The sequence below is a fragment of the Sphaerisporangium sp. NPDC088356 genome (assembly GCF_040685555.1).
In the GTDB taxonomy this organism is placed as follows: domain Bacteria; phylum Actinomycetota; class Actinomycetes; order Streptosporangiales; family Streptosporangiaceae; genus Sphaerisporangium.
Genome location: NZ_JBFBIK010000010.1, coordinates 80,759 through 103,007, shown reverse-complemented (window position 1 = coordinate 103,007; position 22,249 = coordinate 80,759). Strand labels below are relative to the sequence as shown.

Below are 22,249 nucleotides of genomic sequence, written 5' to 3'. Positions count from 1 at the left end.
ATGACTGTGGGGACGCCTCCGGAACGCAAGCCGATCACCTCGTACGACCAGATCAACCTGTCCGACTGGGAGTTCTGGGCCCGCCCCATGGCCGAGCGCGAGCACGCCTTCGAGTTGCTCCGCGACCGTGAGACCCCCGTCTTCTTCGAGGAACCGGAGCTGTCCTTCGCGCCGAGGGGCGACGGATACCACGCGATCGTCAGGCACGCGGACATCTTGGAGATCAGCCGCAACCCCGGCGTCTTCAGCTCGGGGGACGGCGGCGCGACCAACATCGCGGACATGCCCGCGGAGTTCGCCGAGTACTTCGGCTCGATGATCAACATGGACGACCCCCGGCACGCGCGCCTGAGGCGCATCGTGTCCAGGGCCTTCACGCCGAAGATGATCCAGAAGTTCGAGGAGGACGTCCAGACCGCAGCCGCCCGCATCGTCGACGACCTGCTGGAGACCGGGCCGGGCTGCGACTTCGTCACCGAGGTGGCGGCCCGCCTGCCCTTGAAGATCATCTGCGACATGATGGGCATCCCGGAAAAGGACTACCGCTTCATCTTCGACCGCTCGAACATCATCATCGGGCCTCCGACCCCGAGTACGTCCCCGAGGGCGACATGGACAGCGTGGTGTCCGCCATGCTCAACGCCGGTCTGGAGCTCCAGCAGCTCGTCCAGGACCTCGCCGCGTACCGAACGGAGAACCCCACGGGTGACCTGACGTCCTCCTTGGTCAGCGCCAACATCGACGGCGAGCGGCTGACCCTGCGGGAGCTCGGCTCGTTCTTCATCCTGCTGGTGGTGGCGGGCAACGAGACCACGCGCAACGCCATCTCGCAGGGCCTGCTCACGCTCACGCGCAACCCCGGTGAGAAGGCCCGGTGGCTGACCGACGTGGACGGCCACGCGCCCAGGGCGGTCGAGGAGATCGTGCGGCTGGCCTCGCCGGTCAACTACATGCGCCGCAAGGTCACCAGGGACTTCGAGCTGAACGGCACCCACTACAGGAAGGGCGAGAAGGCCGTCCTGTACTACTGGTCGGCCAACCGCGACCGCGCGGTCTTCGACGATCCGTACCGCTTCGACATCACCCGCGACCCGAACCCGCACGCGGGCTTCGGCGGCCCGGGCCCGCACTTCTGCCTGGGCGCCCACCTGGCCAGGCGGGAGATCACCGTGATGTTCCGCGAGCTGCTCCAGCGGGTGCCCCAGATCGAGGCGGGCCGGCCGAAGAGGTTGTTCTCCAGCTTCATCAACGGCGTCAAGCACCTGCCCTGCGACTTCTGAGGCTCCTGCGGCCCGTTCTCCGGGCGGGCCGCTAGGAGGCGGGCGTCGTCGGGCGGATCGAGGCGAAGACCGTGTTGATGTCGGGCAGCAGCTCCTTCTTGCTGTCCGGCACCGACATGTAGACGATCACCGGCAGGTCGGCGCCGGTGCTCACCGCGCCGACCACCAGGGTGGTCTTGGCGCCGCCCGAGAGGATCTGGTACGCGACGACGCGTGCGGGACGGCCGCCGACGGCAAGACGCTGCTCCGCCGTCTTCGCCACCTTGTTGCCCGCGGGGAAGAACTTGTTGCGCGCCGCGAACGCCACCGAGCTGATCACCGGAGTGAGATCCTCGGGCTTGTCCGCGGAGTACTTGGTGGCCAGAGACTTGGCGAGCGGGCCGGTCATCACCTGGGCGAACTGCGGGGTGCCGGCCGCGTCGCTCCCGGCGGCGACGTACTGGCGGGTCATGAAGCCGTAGGTCGTCTGCACGTGCTGCGAGCGCAGGTCGAGCCGCCAGGGGCCGCCCAGCCTGGCCACGCTGATCGCCGACGCCTTGTCGGTGAGGATGCCGGCACGCGGCGAGGCCTCGCCGGAGTACCTCGGCAGCCTGCCGATGGACTGCGGCTTGGTCGTGGCCTGCTTGCCCGAGGACGAGGACGACGCCTTGGGCGTGCTCTTGCCCGAGCCCTGCGTGCCGGCCTCGGCGCCGTCGGCGGACGAGCGCAGCGGGCCGGCGAGGAACGCCCACAGCAACGCCGCCACCAGGGCCACCGCGACGGAGGCGATGAGCGCGAACAGCCACACCCGCCTGCCGCCCCCGGTGTCGTCGGGCTCCTCGCCCATCGCCTCGTAGTTCTCGCCGAAGACGGTGTTCCAGAGCTCCTGCTGGCGCTCGGGGGGCGGCGTCTTCGGGCCGCTGATCTGCCCGGCCGTGACGAACGGCTTGTAGGGGTCGTGCTCCTGCGGGGACGCGGCGTGGCGCTGCCCGCGCTGCTCGCGCTGCTCGGGGGCCGCCGTCGTGCCCGCCGGACCCGTCTGGCCCATCTGGCTCATCTGGCTCATCGACCCGGAGACGCGGATGGTGGCCTCGGTGCCGGCCGGGACGTAGGCGGGCGCGGGCGGGGCGTCGTCGGGGAGCCTGAACGGCTGCGGGGGCGCCTCCGGGGCGTACTGCTGCCGCGCCGCGCCCTGCTGGGGGAACTGCTGCGGCCCGGTCGCGGGCGGCGCGTACGGCTGTGGCCCGGTCGCGGGCGGCGCGTACGGCTGTGGCCCGGTGGACGGCGGGGCGTACGGCTGAGGACCCGTGGGCTGCGGTCCCGTGGGCTGCGGGGTGTACTGCTGCGGCCCGGTGGACTGGGGAGCGTACTGCTGCGGGCCGGAAGGCTGGGGAGCGTACCGCTGGGGTCCGGCGGGCGGCGCGAAGGGCGACTCGGACGGGGGCGGCGGCGGGGGGAACGACGTCTGGACCGGGGCCTGCTGGGACGCCTCTCGCGAGGTCAGCGGCGCGTACTGCTGGGTGGCCTCCCAGGACGACTGGGGGTCGGACGTGGCGCGGCCGCCGTAAGGGAGCGGGTCGAACACCGATGCCGAGGCCGGCGGAGGGGGCGGGGGAGGCGGGGGCATTTCCGGCCATGCCGGGGGGTTCTCCGGCCATGCCGGAGGCCGCGTGGGCTGGCTGGTGTGCTCAGGAGCCATCGCTGGCGAACCTCCCGACATCATGCCCGGATTGGGGGTGCTCGGCATGATCTCATGCGAAGCGGGGGTGTCCGCAGGAGAATTGGAGAAAGCCCCGCGGAACTGCAGGCCTGTCGGATCGGTCGGAGGGTCCTGCATCGGCAGGCCGTCCTCCGCGGGATCCGGGCCGCGCTCCGGTTCATACGAGTTCACCACGGCGAAAAGCGTAAACTAACGGGACATATGAGGTCACAACGGATCTACCCCATTGAGTAGCTGTGTGACCGAATTCCCCTGGCCACCAGGGGTGCCGTGGAAACGATACGAAGTCCGATTGCTCGCTGCGCTACCCTTGGACTATGCGTGGCAGGACCCTGCTTCTTAGCGGGCCGCGTCGACTGAGCTGAGACACCGGTCGATGCGGCTGCCCCTCGTGGTCACGGGGGGTTTCTTTATTGGTCAAGCCATCCGCGCTGAGTCAACCGAGGGACATGGCCGTGAGTGACGAGCAGTACGATCCGCAGGCGCTGCAGGCGAAGTGGCAGCCGCGGTGGGAGGAACTGGACCCCTTCCGGGCAGGTGAGGACGCCGCGGACGAGCGTCCCCGCAAGTACATGCTCGACATGTTCGCGTACCCTTCCGGTGACCTGCACATGGGCCACGGCGAGGTCTTCGCGATCGGTGACGTCATCGCCCGCTACTGGTTCCAGCGCGGCTACAACGTGCTGCACCCCGTCGGATGGGACTCCTTCGGGCTGCCCGCGGAGAACGCCGCGATCAAGCGCGACGCGCACCCCGCCGAGTGGACGTACGCCAACATCGAGACCCAGGCCAGCTCCTTCAAGAGGTATGGCGTCTCCTTCGACTGGTCGCGCCGCCTGCACACCAGCGACCCGGAGTACTACCGCTGGAACCAGTGGTTGTTCAACCGCTTCTTCGAGCGCGGCCTGGCCTACCGCAAGGGCGGCCTGGTCAACTGGTGCCCGAAGGACCAGACCGTGCTGGCGAACGAGCAGGTCGTCGCCGGCCGGTGCGAGCGCTGCGGGTCCGAGGTCGTCCGGCGCGAGCTGACCCAGTGGTACTTCAAGATCACTGACTACGCCGACCGCCTGCTGGACGACATGGCTCAGCTGGCGGGCGGCTGGCCCGACCAGGTGCTGACCATGCAGCGCAACTGGATCGGCCGGTCCGAGGGCGCCGACGTCCGGTTCGAGATCGAGGGCCGTGACGAGCCGGTCACGGTCTACACCACCCGCCCGGACACCTTGTACGGCGCGACGTTCTTCGTGGTCGCGGCCGACGCGCCGCTGGCCGAGGAGATCTGCGCCCCCGAGCGGCTGCCCGCGCTGGAGTCCTACCGCGCCGAGGTCGCCAAGCTGAGCGACATCGAGCGACTGTCCACCGACAAGGAGAAGACCGGCGTCTTCCTGGGGCGCTACGCCGTGAACCCCGTCAACGGCGAGCGCATCCCGGTCTGGGCCGCCGACTACGTGCTGTCCGACTACGGCCACGGCGCGATCATGGCGGTGCCCGCGCACGACCAGCGCGACCTCGACTTCGCGCTGAAGTTCGACCTGCCGGTGCGGGTGGTCGTCCACACCGGCGCGGCCGATCCGGGCGAGAGCGGCGTAGCGACCTCCGGCGAGGGCACGCTGGTCAACTCGGGCCCGCTGGACGGCCTGACCAAGACCGAGGCCATCTCGCGGATCATCGAGGTGCTGCGCGAGCGCGGCACCGGCACGGCGTCGATCAACTTCCGCCTGCGCGACTGGCTGCTGTCCCGCCAGCGCTTCTGGGGAACCCCGATCCCGATCATCCACTGCCCCGACTGCGGTGAGGTCCCCGTCCCGGACGACCAGCTGCCGGTCACGCTGCCAGACCTGCGTGGCGAGGCGCTGGCCCCGAAGGGCGTGTCTCCCCTGGCCAGCGCGACCGAGTGGGTCAACGTCGCCTGTCCCAAGTGCGCGGGCCCCGCCCAGCGCGACACCGACACGATGGACACCTTCGTCGACTCCTCCTGGTACTTCCTGCGCTACTGCTCGCCGGGCTTCGAGGAAGGCCCGTTCGACGTCGAGCAGGTCAGGCGCTGGGGCCCGATCGACCAGTACATCGGCGGCCAGGAGCACGCCGTGCTCCACCTGCTGTACTCCCGGTTCTTCACCAAGGTCCTGCATGACATGGGCATGGTCGACTTCACCGAGCCCTTCACGCGCCTGATCAACCAGGGCCAGGTGATCAACCAGGGCAAGGCCATGTCCAAGTCGCTGGGCAACGGCGTCGACCTGGGCCAGCAGATCGACGCGTTCGGCGTCGACGCCGTCCGGCTGACCATGATCTTCGCAGGGCCGCCCGAGGACGACATCGACTGGGCCGACCTGTCGCCCGCCGCCTCGCAGAAGTTCCTGGCCCGGGCGTTCCGCGTCATGGCCGAGGCGGGCGCCGCCTCAGCCCCGGGCGTGGACTTCGCGACCGGGGACGTCGAGATGCGCAAGGTCACCCACCGCACGATCGACGAGGTCACCCGGCTGGTGGAGTCCCATCGCTTCAACGTGGCGGTCGCCCGCATGATGGAGCTGACCTCCGCGACCCGCAAGGCCATCGACTCCGGCCCGGGGGCGGCCGACCCGGCCGTGCGCGAGGCCGCCGGGACCCTGGCGGTCATGCTGTCGCTGGTCGCGCCGTACGTGGCGGAGGAAGGCTGGGAGCGGCTCGGGCACGGGCCCACGATCGCCCGCGGCGGCTGGCCGGAGGCTGACCCGGCGCTGCTGGTGCAGGACTTCGTCACCTGCGTGGTCCAGGTGGCGGGCAAGGTCAGAGATCGCCTGGAGGTCTCCCCATCGATCTCGCAGGCGGAGCTGGAAGAGCTGGCGCTGGCCTCCGACAAGGTGCGGGCCCATCTCGCCGGAGCACCCCGCAAGGTGATCGTGCGGGCGCCCAAGCTCGTCAACATCGTCCCCTGAGCCCGTCGCGCGGCCAGGCCGGAGGCGCGGCTGAAAGCAAGACCGCCTGAGCGCTCACCCAGGGTGGGCGCTCAGGCGGGGGCGGGCGTGTGCCGGGCCGGCGGGGTCAGAGCTTGCGGAGGACCGCGACGACCTTGCCGAGGACGGTGGCCTCGTCGCCCGGGATCGGGTCGTAGTTGGCGTTGTGGGGCACCAGCCAGACGTGGCCGTCCTTGCGCTTGAAGGTCTTCACCGTGGCCTCGCCGTCGATCATCGCCGCGACGATGTCGCCGTTGTCGGCCACCGGCTGCTGGCGCACGACGACCCAGTCGCCGTCGGCGATGGCCGCGTCGATCATCGAGTCACCGGCGACCTGGAGCAGGAAGAGCGTGCCCTCGCCCACGAGCTGCTTGGGAAGGGCGAAGACATCCTCGACCCGCTCCTCGGCCAGGATGGGACCACCGGCGGCGATGCGCCCGACCAGGGGGACGAAGGTGGCCGTCGGCCGGGTCATCAGGGGCTCCTCCCCGCCGGGGGCGACGGGGTCGACCCAGAGCGCGGGCTCGCCGGGCAGGCGGACCTCCAGCGCGCGGGGCCGGTGCGGATCACGGCGGAGATAGCCCTTGCGCTGAAGCGCGGTCAACTGGTGGGACACGCTGGAGGTGCTGGTCAGCTGGACCGCCTCGCCGATCTCTCGCATGGAGGGCGGGTAGCCGCGCTGCTGCACCGAATCGCGGATCACCTCGAGAATCTTGCGTTGCCGTGGGGTGAGACCGAGGGAGTCACGCCTGCGCACCGCCAGATCGCTGACAACCGTGCCGATCTCGTCCTGCTCGCTCATAAGCTCCTCCTCGCCGGGCGCCTGGGGGACGCTCCGTCACGCCATGCCCGCCCCGGCCGGCTCCCGATACGTGTTCCCGATGTCGCACACAGCGACAATAACCCTGTTCAAGATCGTCATCAAACAGTTGTTCGAGAGTCGCCGAATTCGAAGACAATCTGGTGAACGCCATCGTACGGGAGTTCGATCGATATCGTGTTCGACTTTGCGATCTTATGCCTGTGGAGCCCCGCAAGTCGATCACGCGAGCGATCCGCGTGCGGGTGGGTCGGGTCCGCGGCCCGGTCCGGGGCGCCGCGGCCCCCGGCGGGCCGCGACACGCCGGAGGGCGCTCGTTCGCCCTGATGGGCGGCCGATTCTCGCTCTTCGGTCCGGCCGACTTGCGTTCATGGAGCGGCACTCCTACGGTTAGACCACAACATCTAGTAGTTACACCGATGTGGTTATCCATAAGTTGTGTTTCCGTCAACGCACTCGGAGCATCCGCAGTGCGTGCGTGAGCGTATTCCCGTTTAGGCGGGAAGGCCCGAAAGCATGGTGGAATGCGGAAACATACGGCGGCTTATCCCTGAGGCTGGCGCCTCGGGAACCTCGTCATTCGAGGTGGTGCCGGCGTAACTCGTGGGGGCCGCGAGAAAAGGGAGGCGACATGCATTGTCCGTTCTGTCGTCATCCCGACACGAGGGTCATCGACAGCCGTTCCACCGAGGACGGCGCGGCGATCCGTCGCCGGCGCACCTGCCCTGAGTGCGGGCGCCGGTTCACCACCCAGGAGACGGTGCTCCTGATGGTGAGCAAGCGCAGCGGGGTCACCGAGGCGTTCTCGCGCGACAAGGTGATAGCCGGGGTGCGCCGTGCCTGCCAGGGCCGGCCCGTCAGCGAGGATTCGCTCGCGCAGCTCGGCCAGCGCGTCGAGGAGAGCATCCGGGCCACCGGCTCGGCCGAGATCCCGGCTCACGAGGTGGGCCTGGCGATCCTCGGCCCGCTGCGCGAGCTGGACGAGGTGGCCTACCTTCGGTTCGCCTCCGTCTACCGCGGTTTCGAGACGCTCGCCGACTTCGAGGAAGAGATCGAGCAACTGCGGGCGGCGCGGGCCGCGAAACACAGCTGAACATCTGACATCCAAGCGGGCCCGGCACGCCGCCAGGCCGAGGAGCACCGCTGGACCCCCGCGCCGGGGGATGCGGACGGCGCGACGAAGTGTTTCCGACACGAGGGCTCTTTGGGGCCCCGGAAGGGGGAGATCATGACGGAGACGGTGAGTGGCTCAGTGGGTCGTGGGGGCAAGCGGCCCCACAAGGGCTTGAAGATCAAGCGCATCCACACCACGCCCGGTGTGCACCCGTACGACCAGGTGCGCTGGGAGCACCGTGACGTCGTCATGACGAACTGGCGGGACGGCTCGATCAACTTCGAGCAGCGTGGCGTCGAGTTCCCCGACACCTGGTCGGTCAACGCCGCCAACATCGTGACCACGAAGTACTTCCGCGGCGCCGTCGGCACGCCGCAGCGCGAGGTGAGCCTGCGCCAGCTCGTCGACCGTGTCGTCGGCGTCTACACTCGCACGGGCCGCGAGCACGGCTACTTCGCCTCCGAGGAGGACGCCGAGATCTTCGACCACGAGCTGAAGCACGCGCTGATCCACCAGATCTTCAGCTTCAACTCGCCCGTCTGGTTCAACGTCGGCACCGCCTCACCTCAGCAAGTGAGCGCTTGCTTCATCCTGGCGGTGGACGACGAGATGGAGTCCATCCTCGAGTGGTACAAGGAAGAGGGTGTGATCTTCAAGGGCGGTTCCGGCTCCGGGGTCAACCTCTCCCGCATCCGTTCCAGCAAGGAGCTGCTGTCGAGCGGCGGCACGGCCAGCGGCCCGGTGTCGTTCATGCGCGGGGCCGACGCCTCCGCCGGCACCATCAAGTCGGGTGGGGCGACCCGCCGGGCGGCCAAGATGGTCGTCCTCGACGTCGACCACCCCGACATCGAGGAGTTCATCGAGACCAAGGCGCGCGAGGAGGACAAGATCCGCGCCCTCCGCGACGCCGGGTTCGACATGGACCTCGGCGGCAAGGACATCGTCTCGGTGCAGTACCAGAACGCCAACAACTCGGTCCGGGTCTCCGACGAGTTCATGCGCACCGTCGAGGCGGGCGGCAAGTTCGGCCTGCGTGCCCGGCTCACCGGCGAGGTCATCGAGGAGATCGACGCCAGGTCGCTGTTCCGCAAGATGGGCAAGGCCGCCTGGGAGTGCGCCGACCCCGGTGTGCAGTACGACGACACCATCAACGACTGGCACACCTGCCCGGAGACCGGCCGCATCACCGCGTCCAACCCCTGCTCCGAGTACGTCCACCTCGACAACTCGTCCTGCAACCTCGCCAGCATCAACCTGCTGAAGTTCCTGCGCGAGGACGACACCCTCGACGTCGAGAGCTTCGTCAAGCTGACCGAGCTGATCATCACGGCGATGGACATCTCGATCACCTTCGCCGACTTCCCGACCGAGAAGATCGCGGAGACCACCCGGGCGTACCGCCAGCTCGGCATCGGCTACGCCAACCTCGGCGCGCTGCTGATGGCCACCGGCCACGCGTACGACTCCGACGGCGGGCGCTCGGTCGCCGCGGCGATCACCAGCCTGATGACCGGCGTCTCCTACCGCCGCAGCGCGGAGCTCGCCGCGATCGTCGGGCCGTACGACGGCTACAAGCGCAACGCCGAGCCCCACAAGAGGGTGATGCGCAAGCACGCCGCCGCCAACGACGACCTGCGCGCCGACAGCGCCCTCGACCGGCCGATCCTCAACGAGGCGACCAAGCAGTGGCAGGAGTGCCTGCGCCTCGGCGAGAAAAACGGCTACAGGAACGCACAAGCCTCGTTGTTGGCTCCGACTGGAACAATCGGACTAATGATGGATTGTGACACTACGGGCATTGAGCCCGATTTGGCGCTGGTGAAGTTCAAGAAGCTCGTCGGCGGCGGGTCGATGCAGATCGTCAACCAGACGATCCCGAGGGCGCTCCGGCAGCTCGGCTACCAGCCCGAGCAGGTCGAGGCCATCGTCGAGTACATCGGCGAGCACGGCCACGTGATGAACGCCCCCGGCCTCAAGCACGAGCACTACGAGGTGTTCGACTGCGCCATGGGCGCGCGGGCGATCGCCCCGATGGGGCACGTGCGCATGATGGCGGCGACCCAGCCGTTCCTCTCGGGCGCCATCTCCAAGACCGTGAACCTGCCCGAGTCGGCCACCGTCGAGGACATCGAGCAGGTGTACCTGGAGGGCTGGAGGCTCGGCCTGAAGGCCCTCGCGGTCTACCGCGACAACTGCAAGGTCGGCCAGCCGCTGTCGATCGCCAAGAAGACCGAAGAGAAGGCCGCGGAGCCGGTCGTCCAGGTCGTCGAGGTGCCGAAGCCCAAGCGGCGCCGCCTGCCGAACCAGCGGCCGAGCACCACGACCCGCTTCACCGTCGGTGGGGCCAAGGGCTACATGACGGCGTCGTCCTACCCTGAGGACGGCCTCGGCGAGGTCTTCCTGAAGATGTCCAAGCAGGGCTCGACCCTGGCCGGTGTCATGGACGCCTTCTCGGTGGCCATCTCTGTCGGCCTGCAGTACGGCGTCCCGCTGGACACCTACGTCAGCAAGTTCATCAACATGCGGTTCGAGCCGGCGGGCATGACCGACGACCCGGACGTGCGCATGGCGGCCTCGGTGGTCGACTACATCTTCCGCCGCCTGGCCCTCGACCACCTGCCGTACGACGAGCGGGCGGCCCTCGGCGTCTTCTCGGCGGCCGAGCGCGCGGCGCAGCAGCGCGGTGAGGACCCGGGCGCGCCCCAGGAGGTCATCATCGACACCGCCGCCCTCGCGCAGTCCGCGCCCATAGAGGAGAAGCACGAGGAGAAGACCGAAGACAAGGCGGCGGACGACAGGCCGGCGACCGGTGCGAGGGTCACCCCCGTCGAGTCCCCCTCGCGCACGAACGGCTCGGCGGCCGCGCTCGAAAGCCACCAGGGACGTACGGCCGACGCGCCGCTCTGCCTGACCTGCGGCACCAAGATGCGCCCCGCCGGCAGCTGCTACGTCTGCGAAGGCTGCGGCAGCACCAGCGGCTGCAGCTGATTCCCCGAAGTCATCCGGTCCAACCGGAACTTGGCGCTTCGGCTGCTGGGATCGCGAGGAGGTCCGGCCTTTTGGCCGGGCCTCCTCGCTATGAAGAGGCTCCGCGTGGCCGCAGAGGTGGTGGCGAGGTCGATGTGCACGCGGTTCTCGGGGTCGCGGCCATCAAGGGTCTGGCGGACTTCGGCGTTGAGAAATCCCCACGTATACCGTTTTTTGTGGATATTGTACTGATCGTTCTAGAATCTGTTACGTTCTGGCTATGGCGAGGCCGAGGCAGTTCGACGAGGGGCAGGCGGTCGACGCGGCGATGCGCGCGTTCTGGGCCGGCGGGTATGAGGCCACCTCGACGCAGGATCTGTGCGACGCCACGGGCCTTGGGCGCAGCAGCATCTACAACACCTTCAAGAGCAAGCACGACCTGTTCGGCAGGGCGCTGAGCCACTACATCGAGGCGGTCTCCGGCCGGCAGATCGAGCTGCTCGACGGTGAGGTCCCCGTGCGGGAGAAGTTCCGCACCCTGCTCCTGCAGGTGGTCGACGACGAGTGCGGCGACCGGCTGGGCTGCCTGGCCGTCAACGCCGGCATCGAGCTGGCCTCCCACGACCCCGAGGTGGCCGGCCTGCTCAAGCGTGACTACGACCGGCGCGTCGAGGCGATGCGGGAGGCGATCGAGGCGGGTAAGCGCGCCGGCGACATCGCGCCCGGCCGGGACGCCCTGGCTCTGGCCCACTTCATCCACGCCATGTCGGGTGGGCTGCGGGTCGCCGCCCGAGGTGGGGCCGACCGTGCGGCGCTGGAAGCCGTGGTCGCCACCGCCCTCGCGGCCTTATGAGCGGTTCTTCGCCCTCGTTTTGTACTGATCAATCCAAAATCATGGAGCACCCGTGCCTCTCGCTGTCTACCTCCTAGGCCTGGCGGTCTTCGCCCAGGGGACCTCCGAGTTCATGCTCGCCGGGCTGCTCCCCGAGATCGCCGCGGATCTCGGGGTCTCCATCCCCGACGCCGGGTTGCTGATCTCCGCTTTCGCTCTCGGGATGCTGGTGGGCGGGCCCCTGCTCGGGGTCCTCACCCTCCGATGGCCACGCCGCACGTCCTTGCTGACCTTCGTCGCCGTCTTCGTGGTCGCGCACGTCGCCGGAGCGCTGACGGCCAGCTATGGGGTCCTGCTGGCGACCAGGATCGTGGCCGCGTTCGCCTACGCGGGGTTCTGGGCGGTCACGGCGGTCACGGTCGTGGGCATGGTGCCCTCCAACGCGCGCGGCAAGGCCCTGTCCATCGTCACGGGCGGCCTCACCATCGCCACCATCCTCGGCGTCCCCGCGGGCACGTTCGTCGGCCAGCACTTCGGCTGGCGCGCGGCCTTCTGGGCGGTCACCGCGGCGACCGCGCTCACCGCGATCGGCCTGCCGGCCACCGTTCCCGGGGGCCGTCTCACCGGCGAGAGCGCGCCGGACCTGCGCCGGGAGTTGCGCACCATGGCCAACCCCCGTCTCTGGCTCGCGTACGGCATGACCGGGCTGTCGGCCGGCAGCGTGGTCGTCACCTTCAGCTATCTCGGCGCGCTGTTGACGGACACCACCGGACTGGACGAGTCCTGGGTTCCCGGGGTGCTCGCGCTGTACGGGGTAGGGGCGCTGATCGGCATCACGATCGGCGGCCGGGTAGCCGACGCGCGGCCCTTCGGCACGCTGTACACGGGGGCGGTGGGCATCATCGTCGTCTCCGTGCTGCTCGCGCTGACCCTGACCATCGCGCCCGCGGTCGTGGTGCTGGTCTTCTTCCTGGGGTTCTTCGGGTTCTTCGTCAACCCCGCGCTGAACGTCCGCATCTACTCGATCGCCGGAGAGGCCAGGACGCTCGCCGGTGCCACGGTCTCCTCGGCGTTCAACATCGGGGTCACCGTGGCCCCGTGGCTCGGCGGGCTCGCCATCGGCGCGGGCCTCGGGTACCCGGCCGTCGCCTGGACCGGTGCCGCGCTGGGCGTGGTGACCCTCGCCACCGTGCCCCTCGCCTCCGCCCTGGGCAGGCACCCGCGAGACGCTGACCCCGCCCCGTCACTCACGGCGACCTGACCTCCGCGCGCCGGCGGGCGGCCGGTCACGCCCCGATGCGGGTCAGGAGGTTCGCGGCTGTACGAGGAGCACGGCCGATCGCCGGTCGTGCCGGTTCCCGCTGGTACGAGCCCGCAGCTCGTCGACACCGCACTGGTGGCCGGCCGGCCCTCATACACTAGGGCCGTTGTAGGGCGTGGAGGTGGCGGGTGGACAGGTGGGTCGAGGTCGGTGACCGGGCCTGGGTGCGGCGCCACACCGAGCTCGACCTGTCGCTCGGCCTGGTGGCGGGCGACCGCGCCTGCCTGGTGGTCGACACGGGCCCCGACGAGGTGGGGGGCGCCGAGTTCGCGGCCGCCGTGCGAGAGCTGACCGCCCTGCCCTGGTCGGTGGTGCTGACCCACGCGCACTTCGACCACAGCTTCGGCACGGCGGCGTTCGGGGAGTGCCCGGTCTGGGCGCATCCCGCCTGCGCGACCGACCTCGCCCAGACCGGCGAGGCGCAGCGGGCGATCTGGGCGCGGCACTACCGCGACCAGGGAGCCCCTGAGTCGGCCGCACGCATCGAGGCCGCACGACTCGTGCTGCCCGGCAGGCTGGTCGAGGGCACGACCCAGATCGGCTTCGACGGCAGACTCGCCGAAGGCACCACCACCCGCGGCCCGGTCGAGGGGATCGCGGAGGACGACCTCGGTGGCAGGCTGGTCGAGGGGGTCGCTGAGATCGATCTCGGGGGGCGGCTGGTACGGCTGTCGCACCCCGGCCCGGGGCACACCGATCATGACCTGGTGGTGCACGTGCCCGACAGCGCCCTGGTCTTCGCGGGAGACCTGGTGGAGCAGGGGGCGCCCCCGTCGTTCGGCGACGCCTTCCCGCTGGCGTGGCCATCCGCTCTCGACAGGGTGCTCGGCCTCGGGGCCCGTACGGTCGTGCCGGGGCACGGCGATCCGGTGGACGCCGCGTTCGTGGCCCGCCAGCGTGCCGAGCTCGCCGAGGTGGCGGAGCTGTGCAGGGCGGTCGAGGCCGGAGAGCTGACGGTGCCCGAGGCGCTCGCCCGCTCCCCATACCCGGAGAGCTTCACCACCGACGCCCTCGCCAGAACCGCCGCCCTACCCCGCTGACACCCTTCCAGCGGCAGGGGCCGAGCGCTCATCGCGTACGAGCACGCCGCCGCTCTGCGTCTCCCCTGGTCGCCCTCGCCGTGCCCGCCGTCGGACGCCGCTCGCGCTGATCTCGCGCGGTGGCGGTCAGGCGGCGGGGGCCGGCCCGCCTGTGGGTGGGAAGCGGATGACGTTGCGCCCGGTGTACGCCTGGAGGTGCACCACCTTGGACTCGCTGGAAGGCCTCCGACCGTGTGCCGATCGGATGTCGCGCACCTTGTGCCGTGGCACGTACGCGGGCACCACCGAAAGCCTTTTCATCCCAGCCCCCCGGCGTGATGATTCTGTTAGATGAGATGTCTACAGAGGACGGCCTAAGACTATTGTAAAGATCTCTAGTACGGCAGCGTGCGTCCGGAGGGCGAGCGCAGATCAAGGCCGAAGGCCCTGCTCGTGCGGCGGCCCCCTCGGGGCGTGGCGATCGTGATGCGCCTCATCGCTCTTCTCCCTCCGGTCGTGGCACCGAGTGCCTGAGCAGACTATTGCTCCCGCCGCTTGACGTCTTCTTGTTAAGCGCTTGCACTCTCTCGCGTGCCGGACGCCCATCCGGTCATAGCGTGCTGACCACGGCGAAGCCGCCCGGTGCGAGGCGGAGTACGCCGCCGGCCTCGGCCCCCGTGACGAGGTCCGTCCCGGTCACCGCGATCTCGTGTTCGGTGGCCGTGTGGTTGAGGGCGAACAGCCGGCCGCCGCTCCTGCGTACCAGCTCGACGCCCACGGGGACGGGCGCGGCGGGGACGCCCGCGCAGGCCAGGACGGCGGCGTAGGCGTCGTCGTCGAGCCGGGTGGACACGTAGAACGCCTGTCCGGCGCCGTGACGGTGCCGGGTGATCGCCGGCAGGCCGTCCAGGTCGCCGCCCCGGTACCACGCCTGCGCCGTGGCGCCGCGCGTCTCGACGCGCTCGCTCCAGATCGAGCCGTTCACCGTACGAGGCCCGCCGCCGCCGTCGTCGTGCAGGCGGATCGGCACGGGCTCGTCCAGGGGGAGGAACTCGTCGACCCGGATGCCGAGGAGGTCGCGGAGCGCTCCGGGATGGCCGCCGAGCCGCACGCGGGCGTGCTCGTCGGCGACGCCGCTGAAGAACGAGACGACCAGCGTGCCACCGCCCTCGACGTACCGCGCGAGGTTGCGGGCGGTGGCGTCGGAGACCAGGTAGAGGCTCGGGACCAGCACCACCGGGTACGCGGACAGTTCGCCGGACGGGTGGGCGAAGTCGGTAGTGACACCACTACGCCACAGCACCCGGTGGGCCTGGTGGAGCGCGTCCAGGTAACGCGCCTCCGGCGAGGGGAGCCCCGGCGCCTCCACCGCCCACCAGGATTCCGGGTCCCACAGGATGGCCGCGTCCGCGAGAACGTCGCCCGAGACGTCGGCCAGGCGGGGGAGCAGGCGGCCGAGGTCGCGGATCTCGCGGAAGATCCGGCTGTCGGGCCCCGCGTGCGGCACCATCCCGCCGTGCCAGAGCTCGGACCCGCCCCGCGAGGCCCGCCACTGGAAGAACATCGCCCCCCGGGACCCCCGCGCGATGTGCTGGAGGCTGTGCAGGGCGATCTGGCCGGGCCGTTTGGCCAGCATGCGCGTTCCCGTGTAGACGATCCCGGCCGCCTGCTCCATGAGCAGCCACGGCCGCCCTCCCGCCCACGCGCGCGCCAGGTCGGCGGCGAACGCGGTCTGCTCCGCCGCGCGCTCGCGGTCGCCGGGGTAGTGGTCGATCGCGACGAGGTCCACCTCGCCCGCCCACTCCCAGTTGTTCACCGGCACCCAGCTCCCGAACACGAAGTTCGTGGTCACCGGCACGTCCGGGGTCAGCCCGCGCAGCACGGCCCGCTGGGCGCGGTAGTGGCCGAGCATGGCGTCCGACAGGAAGCGGCGGAAGTCGAGCGCCTGCGAGGGGTTCGGAAGGTACTGCGTGGCGCGCGGCGGCGCGATCTCGTCCCAGTCCGCGTAGGCCTGGCTCCAGAACGCGGTGGTCCAGGCGTCGTTGAGGGCGTCGAGCGAGCCGTGCCGGGCGCGCAGCCAGTCGCGGAACGCCGCCGCCACGTGGTCGCAGTGGCACCACGTGCCGTACTCGTTGTGCACGTGCCACATGGCCAGCGCCGGGTGGTCCCGGTAGCGCTCGGCGAGCGCGCGGGCGACGCGCACCGACGCCTCCTGGTACGCCGGAGCGCACACGCAGTAGGTGTCGCGGCTGCCGTGCGCCAGCCGGGTGCCGTCGGCGGTCACGGGCAGCGCGTCGGGATGGGCGAGGCCGAACCACGGTGGGGGAGAGGCCGTGGGGGTGGCCAGGTTCACCTTGATCCCGCCCGCGTCGAGCAGGTCGAGCACGTGGTCGAGCCGGTCGAAGGCGAAGTGGCCCGGGGAGGGTTCCAGCGAGGCCCAGGAGAACACGCCCACGGTGACGAGGGTGACCCCGGCCTCGCGCATGAGCGCGACGTCCTCGTGCCACACCTCCTCGGGCCACTGCTCGGGGTTGTAGTCGCCCCCGTAGCAGAGCCCGTCCATCCCCCTCGGCCACTTCACGCCGCGTTCCCCGCCCGTCGTCCCGGCCCGTCCGGCGAGCGCGGAGTTCGTATGGTGAGCAAACTAAGTACGCGGGTGCGGTCGTGTCAACGTGGCAGAAGCACGGCCCCGGCGGCGTTGACGTTTGTTCGTATAGTCGGCAAACTAATTCGCGAGTCCTTCCCTCGTGTCGTACAGGAGCGCAGCAATGCCGTACCGTCCCCCTCTGATCGCGCACGAGTACTTCAGCGCGGATCCGCCGGAGCTCCCGGTGCGCGTGCAGGGTGAGCAGGGCCTTTCGGCGCTCACCCGGGCCGAGCTGACGGCCGTGGACGGGCGGGGCGCGACCTTCAAGGCCTCGACCTCGGCGGACGAGGTGCTGGTCGTCCAGGTGGCGGTGGCCGGCGAGGGGGTGATCCGCGTCAGGCTGGGCGAGGACGCGGAGGCCCGCACCCGCTCCGCGCGGGTCATCGAGATGGTCCACCCCGGCGACTTCGCGGGCGCGCGGGTGGAGACCGGTGACACGGGGGTCGTGGTGGACGCGGGCGCCGTACGGGCGGAGATCACCCTGCATCCCTGGCACCTGCGCTTCACCGACGCCGAGGGCCGCCTGCTGACCGAGCAGGATCCGGGCCACGTGGACATCAGCGGCCGGCTGCGCACGCTGCCGTTCGGGCGCTCCCTGGTCGACGGCGTGACCGTGGCCTACCAGGAGAGCCTGGCCGCCCAGCCCGACGAGCACTTCGGCGGGTTCGGCGAGAAGTTCACCCCGCTCGACAAGCGCGGCCAGCGCCCGCTGATGTGGAACTTTGACGCCTTTGGCGCTGAATCCGATCGTTCGTATAAAAACGTGCCTTTCTACGTGTCCAGCCGGGGATACGGTCTCCTGGTGGACAGCGGCATGCCGGTGGAGTTCGACGTCTGCCGCGCCACGCACAGCTGCGTCGAGATCGTCGTCCCGGACGACCTGATCGACTACTACGTGATCGGCGGGCCGGGCGTCCCCGAGATCCTGGCGCGGTATGACCTGCTCACCGGCGCCCCGGCGCTGCCGCCCAAGTGGGCCTTCGGGAGCTGGATCTCCTCGGGCTTCTTCAAGGACACCCAGGAGCGGGTGCTGGAGCGGGCCGGCAAGATCCGCGAGCGGGGCATCCCCTGCGACGTCCTGCACCTGGACTGCTACTGGCAGGTCAAGGGGCACTGGTCCGACCTCAGATGGGACCCGGAGAGCTTCCCCGACCCGGAGGGGATGCTGGCCACGCTCAAGGAGCAGGGCTTCGAGACCTGCCTATGGATGAACCCGTACATCTCCCACCTCAGCCCCGTCTTCACCGAGGCCTCGGCCAACGGATACTTCCTGAAAAAACAGGATGGTGAGGTCTACGTCGCGGACTCCTGGCACGGCTCGTACCCGGCCTGCGGCATCGTCGACCTCACCAGCCCGGCGGCGGTCGAATGGTTCAAGGGCCTGCTGCGCCCGCTGCTCCGGCAGGGCGTCTCGGTCTTCAAGACCGACTTCGCCGAGGGCGTCCCGGCCGACTCGGTGGCCTCGAACGGCATGACCGGCACCGAGTTGCACAACGTCTACGCGCTGCTGTTCAACGACGCGGTCTCCGAGGTGACCCGCGAGGTGAACGGGCACGGCATGGTCTGGGCCCGCTCGTCGTTCCTCGGCGGCCAGCGGCACTCGGCCCAGTGGGGCGGCGACACCTACACCTCCTTCCCGGCGATGGGCAGCACGATCAGGGGCGGGCTGTCGCACGGCCTGTCCGGCATCCCGTTCTGGAGCCACGACGCGGGCGGCTTCACCGGCACCCCGGCCGACGACCTGTACGTCCGGTGGGCGCAGTTCGGCGTGCTGTCCCCGCTGGTCCGCTTCCACGGCACCACCAGCCGCGAGCCGTGGGAGTTCCCCGAGGTGGAGCACCTCGCCGTCGAGGCGATCAGGCTCCGCTACCGGCTCATGCCGTACATCTACTCGGCGGCGGTCGAGGCCACGCGGACCGGCGCCCCGATGATGCGCGCCCTGTGCGTCGACTACCCGGACGACCCGGTGGCCTGGCAGGCCGACCTGGAGTACCTGTTCGGGCGGGACCTGCTCGTGGCCCCGATGACCTCCCCCGAGGGCACCCGGAAGGTCTACCTGCCCGCCGGCGAGTGGGTCGATTACTGGACCCATGAGGTGCACACCGGCGGCCGGTACATCGCGGTCACCAAGCCGCTCGACCAGATCCCTCTGTTCGTGCGGCACGGCGCGCTCATCCCGGTCACCGAGGTCCGCGACACGGTCGGCGCCGAGCCGTTCGCCGAGGTCACCGTCGTGAGCTACGGCGACGGCGGGCGTACCACCATCAGGGACGTCGACGGGGACACGACGGTCACCGCCACCCGGGAGGGCGACGTGCTCCACGTCAGCGTCTCCGGCCCCAAACAGATCACCAACGTCGAGATCGCTCCCGTCGCCGGCGCCCCCGCCACGGTCGCCGCCGGCCAGCAACCCCCTGGAGAAACACCATGTCCAAGCTAGGGATCGTCGTCGCGCTGGCCGCGGCGGCGGTGACACTCGCCGCCTGCGGCTCATCGGGTTCCCCGGACACGAGCGGCGGGGGCGGCTCCGGCGAGGCGAAGACCCTGACCCTCTGGCACTACGAGGGGGCGACCAGCGCGATGGGCGTCGCCTGGGCCGACGCCATCAAGCAGTTCGAGGCCAGCCACCCGAACGTCAAGGTGAAGTTCGAGGAGAAGAGCTTCGAGCAGATCCAGAAGACGGCCGGCATGGTCCTCGGTTCCGACCAGGCCCCGGACCTCATGGAGTACAACAAGGGCAACGCCACCGCCGGCCTGCTGTCGAAACAGGGGCTGCTCACCGACCTGAGCGAGCAGGCCACCAAGCGGGGCTGGGACAAGCTCCTCAGCCCGAGCCTGCAGACCACGGCCCGCTACGACGACAGGGGCGTCATGGGCTCGGGCAGGTGGTTCGGCATCCCGAACTACGCCGAGTACGTGATGGTCTACTACAACAAGGATGCCTTCGAGAAGCAGGGCATCAAGGTGCCCGCGACGTTCGACGAGTTCACCGCGGCCCTGGACAAGTTCGCCAAGGCGGGCATCACGCCCCTCGCCGTCGGCGGCGCCGAGTACCCTGCCCAGCAGATCATGTACCAGCTGGCGCTCAGCAAGGCGCAGCGCCCCTGGGTGGACGCCTTCCAGCTCTACAAGGGCAAGGTCGACTTCCACGGCCCCGAGCTGACCTACGCCGCGACCACCTTCGCCGACTGGGTGAAGAGGGGCTACATCAGCAACGAGTCGGCCGGGATCAAGGCCGAGGACATGGGCACCTCGTTCATCTCCGGCAAGTTCCCGATGATGGTCTCGGGAAGCTGGTGGTACGGCCGCATGAGCTCCGACATCAAGGACTTCAAGTGGGGCACGTTCCTGTGGCCGGGCAACCAGATGAGCGCCGGCTCCAGCGGCAACCTGTGGGTCGTGCCTGAGAAGTCCAAGAACAAGGACCTGGCCTATGACTTCATCGACCTGACGATGAAGAAGGACATCCAGAACAAGCTCGGCAACGCGGGCGGCGTCCCGGTCGCGGCCGATCCCACGGCCATCACCGACGAGAAGAACAAGGAACTGATCGAGAACTTCAACAAGCTCTCGGCACAGGACGGCCTCGCGTTCTACCCCGACTGGCCCGCCCCCGGCTACTACGACACCCTGGTCGCCGGTGTCCAGGAGCTGATCAACGGCAGCAAGGCCCCGGACAAGGTCCTGGACGAGATCGCGCAGCCGTACAACGACAACCTCGCCGACATCGGCAACTGATGGCGGTCCACGCTCCGGCGCGCCCGGCCACGGCGCGGGCGCCCGAGCCGGTCCGGCGCCGTCGCGGGGGCGCCGGGTACTGGGTCTACCTGGTGCCCAGCGCGGTGCTCTTCCTCGCGGTCGTCATCGTGCCGTTCCTGATGAACATCGGCACCAGCTTCACCAGGTGGAGCGGTGTCGGCACCCCCAGGTGGATCGGGCTCGACAACTACCGGCGGCTGCTCACCGACGAGACCTTCTGGGCCTCGTTCCAGCACAACGTCGCGCTGATCGTCGCGATGGCGATCCTGCCGACCATGTTCGGGCTGGTGCTCGCCGCGGCCCTGTTCGACTACATCGGCAAGAGGTTCGGGGCCCGTACGGCGAGCGCGCTGCGGGCCGCGTACTACCTGCCGCAGGTGCTGCCGGTGGCGGTCGCCGGAGTGGTGTGGGGCTGGATGCTGCACCCGTCGTACGGCGCGCTCAATGAGGTGCTGAAGGCGGTCGGGGTCGGCTCGCTGGCGCAGAACTGGCTGGGCGACCCCGACATCGCCCTGGCCTCCGTCATGGGGATCATGGTCTGGTTCCAGCTCGGCTACCCGGTCGTGATCTTCATGGCGGGGTTGCAGCGGGTCGACCCGGCGCTGTACGAGGCGGCGGAGATCGACGGCGCGTCCTGGTGGCGGCGGTTCTGGCACATCACGATCCCGCAGATCAGACCGGAGATCTTCGTGGTCCTGCTGACCTGCACGATCGCCGCGCTCAAGGTCTTCGGCCCGATCTTCGTGCTGACCAGGGGCGGTCCCGGCAAGGCCACGATGGTGCCGTCGTACTTCAGCTACCAGAACTTCTTCGAGAAGGCCAACGTCGGCTACGGCTCGGCCATCGCCACCGTGCTCGCGATCATCATCGTGATCGTGACCTTCCTCTTCCTGCGGGTCCAGGAGCGCAAGCCATGACCTCCCTCTCAGTGCGAGGCGCGAGCCCCGTACGGCCCGGCCACGCGCGCGGCGCCGCCCACGGTGCCGGTCCCGGCAGGTGGGCGATCCTGGCCGCGCTCGTCGTGCTGGCCCTGGTGATGCTCCTGCCCTTCGTCGTCGTCACGCTCAACGCCGTCAAGACCCCGGCGGAGTACTCCTCGAACGGGCCGCTGAGCCTGCCGCACGGCATCTACCTCGACGGCATCATCGACTTCTGGAACCGCGTCGACTTCGGCCGCAAGCTGCTCAACAGCACGCTGATCAGCGCGGCCGTCGCGGTGCTCGCCGTGGTCCTGTCGGTGCTCAACGCCTACGCCCTCGGCATCGGCCGGGTGCGGGGCCGCCTGTGGATCCTCGTGCTCTTCCTCGTTGCCAACACGCTCCCGCAGGAGGCGCTGGCCTACCCGCTCTACTACCTGTCCAAGGAGGTGGGCCTGTACGACAGCCGGCTGGCGGTGATCCTCATCTTCACCGTCGTCCAGAGCGCCTTCGGGACGTACCTGCTGTCGGCCGTCCTCGGCGACTTCCCGAGGGAGATCATGGAGGCGGCGGCCATGGACGGGGCCGGCAGGTGGAAGGTGCTCTGGCGGATCGTCGTGCCGATCAGCCGCCCCACGCTGAGCGTCCTGATGATCTTCTTCTTCATCTGGACCTGGAACGAGTTCTTCCTGCCGCTGATCTTCCTGATCTCCAACGACAACCAGACCGTGCCGGTGGCCCTCGGGGTGCTGCAGGGCGACAAGATGATGGACGCCACCATGTCCAGTGCGTCCGCGCTGCTCGGCATCGTGCCGGCCGTCGCGTTCTTCCTGATCTTCCAAAGGACGCTGACCCGCGGCGTCACGGTGGGCGCCATCAAGTAGCTTCGCGCCCGCACCCCCCTTTCGAAAACCGCGTCAACCACCTGACCTGGAGGC

13 protein-coding genes and 1 pseudogene are annotated in these 22,249 nt (G+C 69.6%); 11 read left to right on the top strand and 3 right to left on the bottom strand.

Going from position 1 to position 22,249, the window contains the following annotated elements; translation table 11 throughout:
• Positions 1-1,280: pseudogene (locus AB0O34_RS06680) on the top strand (cytochrome P450).
• Positions 1,281-1,311: 31 nt separating this feature from the next.
• Here AB0O34_RS06680 and AB0O34_RS06675 read toward each other — a convergent pair.
• Complete coding sequence (locus AB0O34_RS06675; RefSeq protein WP_363913373.1) at positions 1,312-2,958, bottom strand: hypothetical protein; 1,647 nt, start codon at positions 2,956-2,958, stop codon at positions 1,312-1,314.
• 470 nt (positions 2,959-3,428) lie between these two features.
• Here AB0O34_RS06675 and leuS point away from each other — a divergent pair, with 470 nt between their 5' ends.
• Positions 3,429-5,897: a leucine--tRNA ligase gene (leuS, locus tag AB0O34_RS06670; protein WP_363913371.1), complete on the top strand. Its 2,469-nt coding sequence runs from the start codon at positions 3,429-3,431 to the stop codon at positions 5,895-5,897.
• 106 nt (positions 5,898-6,003) lie between these two features.
• Here leuS and lexA read toward each other — a convergent pair whose 3' ends face one another.
• Positions 6,004-6,717: a transcriptional repressor LexA gene (lexA, locus tag AB0O34_RS06665; RefSeq protein WP_363913369.1), complete on the bottom strand. Its 714-nt coding sequence runs from the start codon at positions 6,715-6,717 to the stop codon at positions 6,004-6,006.
• Between the two features lie 649 nt (positions 6,718-7,366).
• Here lexA and nrdR point away from each other — a divergent pair.
• The 5 genes from nrdR (at position 7,367) to AB0O34_RS06640 (ending at position 14,009) form a co-directional block, all read left to right on the top strand.
• Positions 7,367-7,828, top strand: coding sequence for a transcriptional regulator NrdR (gene nrdR, locus AB0O34_RS06660; protein WP_363913367.1), 462 nt, complete (start codon positions 7,367-7,369; stop codon positions 7,826-7,828).
• 135 nt (positions 7,829-7,963) lie between these two features.
• Positions 7,964-10,837 (top strand): vitamin B12-dependent ribonucleotide reductase, encoded by a 2,874-nt coding sequence (locus tag AB0O34_RS06655; protein WP_363913365.1) that lies wholly within the window; start codon positions 7,964-7,966, stop codon positions 10,835-10,837.
• 259 nt (positions 10,838-11,096) lie between these two features.
• A complete protein-coding gene (locus AB0O34_RS06650; protein WP_363913363.1) occupies positions 11,097-11,669 on the top strand; it encodes a TetR/AcrR family transcriptional regulator in 573 nt (190 codons plus the stop codon).
• Between the two features lie 52 nt (positions 11,670-11,721).
• Positions 11,722-12,909 (top strand): Cmx/CmrA family chloramphenicol efflux MFS transporter, encoded by a 1,188-nt coding sequence (locus tag AB0O34_RS06645; RefSeq protein WP_363913361.1) that lies wholly within the window; start codon positions 11,722-11,724, stop codon positions 12,907-12,909.
• Positions 12,910-13,097: 188 nt separating this feature from the next.
• Entirely contained in the window at positions 13,098-14,009 is a 912-nt protein-coding gene (locus AB0O34_RS06640) for an MBL fold metallo-hydrolase (RefSeq protein WP_363913359.1), read from the top strand.
• 589 nt (positions 14,010-14,598) lie between these two features.
• On the opposite strand, the gene AB0O34_RS06635 is transcribed toward AB0O34_RS06640, so the two are convergent.
• A complete protein-coding gene (locus tag AB0O34_RS06635; RefSeq protein WP_363913393.1) occupies positions 14,599-16,551 on the bottom strand; it encodes a beta-galactosidase in 1,953 nt (650 codons plus the stop codon).
• Between the two features lie 205 nt (positions 16,552-16,756).
• Here AB0O34_RS06635 and AB0O34_RS06630 point away from each other — a divergent pair, with 205 nt between their 5' ends.
• Genes AB0O34_RS06630 through AB0O34_RS06615 form a run of 4 tightly spaced genes read left to right on the top strand, consistent with a single transcriptional unit; the run spans position 16,757 to position 22,195 of the window.
• Complete coding sequence (locus AB0O34_RS06630) at positions 16,757-19,075, top strand: TIM-barrel domain-containing protein (protein ID WP_363913357.1); 2,319 nt, start codon at positions 16,757-16,759, stop codon at positions 19,073-19,075.
• Positions 19,063-20,373 (top strand): extracellular solute-binding protein, encoded by a 1,311-nt coding sequence (locus tag AB0O34_RS06625; RefSeq protein ID WP_363913355.1) that lies wholly within the window; start codon positions 19,063-19,065, stop codon positions 20,371-20,373. Before AB0O34_RS06630 ends, AB0O34_RS06625 begins: the two co-directional genes overlap by 13 nt.
• A complete protein-coding gene (locus AB0O34_RS06620; protein WP_363913353.1) occupies positions 20,373-21,311 on the top strand; it encodes a sugar ABC transporter permease in 939 nt (312 codons plus the stop codon). The genes AB0O34_RS06625 and AB0O34_RS06620 overlap by 1 nt, the downstream gene beginning before the upstream one ends.
• Positions 21,308-22,195 (top strand): carbohydrate ABC transporter permease, encoded by an 888-nt coding sequence (locus AB0O34_RS06615; protein ID WP_363913351.1) that lies wholly within the window; start codon positions 21,308-21,310, stop codon positions 22,193-22,195. The genes AB0O34_RS06620 and AB0O34_RS06615 overlap by 4 nt, the downstream gene beginning before the upstream one ends.
• The last annotated feature ends 54 nt before the right edge of the window (positions 22,196-22,249 follow it).

Bases quoted from the DNA above. Each gene is read 5' to 3' on its own strand.
- AB0O34_RS06675 (WP_363913373.1), bottom strand. From the start codon at position 2,958: ATGGCTCCTGAGCACACCAGCCAGCCCACGCGGCCTCCGGCATGGCCG.
- leuS (WP_363913371.1), top strand. From the start codon at position 3,429: ATGGCCGTGAGTGACGAGCAGTACGATCCGCAGGCGCTGCAGGCGAAG.
- lexA (WP_363913369.1), bottom strand. From the start codon at position 6,717: ATGAGCGAGCAGGACGAGATCGGCACGGTTGTCAGCGATCTGGCGGTG.
- nrdR (WP_363913367.1), top strand. From the start codon at position 7,367: ATGCATTGTCCGTTCTGTCGTCATCCCGACACGAGGGTCATCGACAGC.
- AB0O34_RS06655 (WP_363913365.1), top strand. From the start codon at position 7,964: ATGACGGAGACGGTGAGTGGCTCAGTGGGTCGTGGGGGCAAGCGGCCC.
- AB0O34_RS06650 (WP_363913363.1), top strand. From the start codon at position 11,097: ATGGCGAGGCCGAGGCAGTTCGACGAGGGGCAGGCGGTCGACGCGGCG.
- AB0O34_RS06635 (WP_363913393.1), bottom strand. From the start codon at position 16,551: ATGGACGGGCTCTGCTACGGGGGCGACTACAACCCCGAGCAGTGGCCC.
- AB0O34_RS06630 (WP_363913357.1), top strand. From the start codon at position 16,757: ATGCCGTACCGTCCCCCTCTGATCGCGCACGAGTACTTCAGCGCGGAT.
- AB0O34_RS06625 (WP_363913355.1), top strand. From the start codon at position 19,063: ATGTCCAAGCTAGGGATCGTCGTCGCGCTGGCCGCGGCGGCGGTGACA.
- AB0O34_RS06620 (WP_363913353.1), top strand. From the start codon at position 20,373: ATGGCGGTCCACGCTCCGGCGCGCCCGGCCACGGCGCGGGCGCCCGAG.
- AB0O34_RS06615 (WP_363913351.1), top strand. From the start codon at position 21,308: ATGACCTCCCTCTCAGTGCGAGGCGCGAGCCCCGTACGGCCCGGCCAC.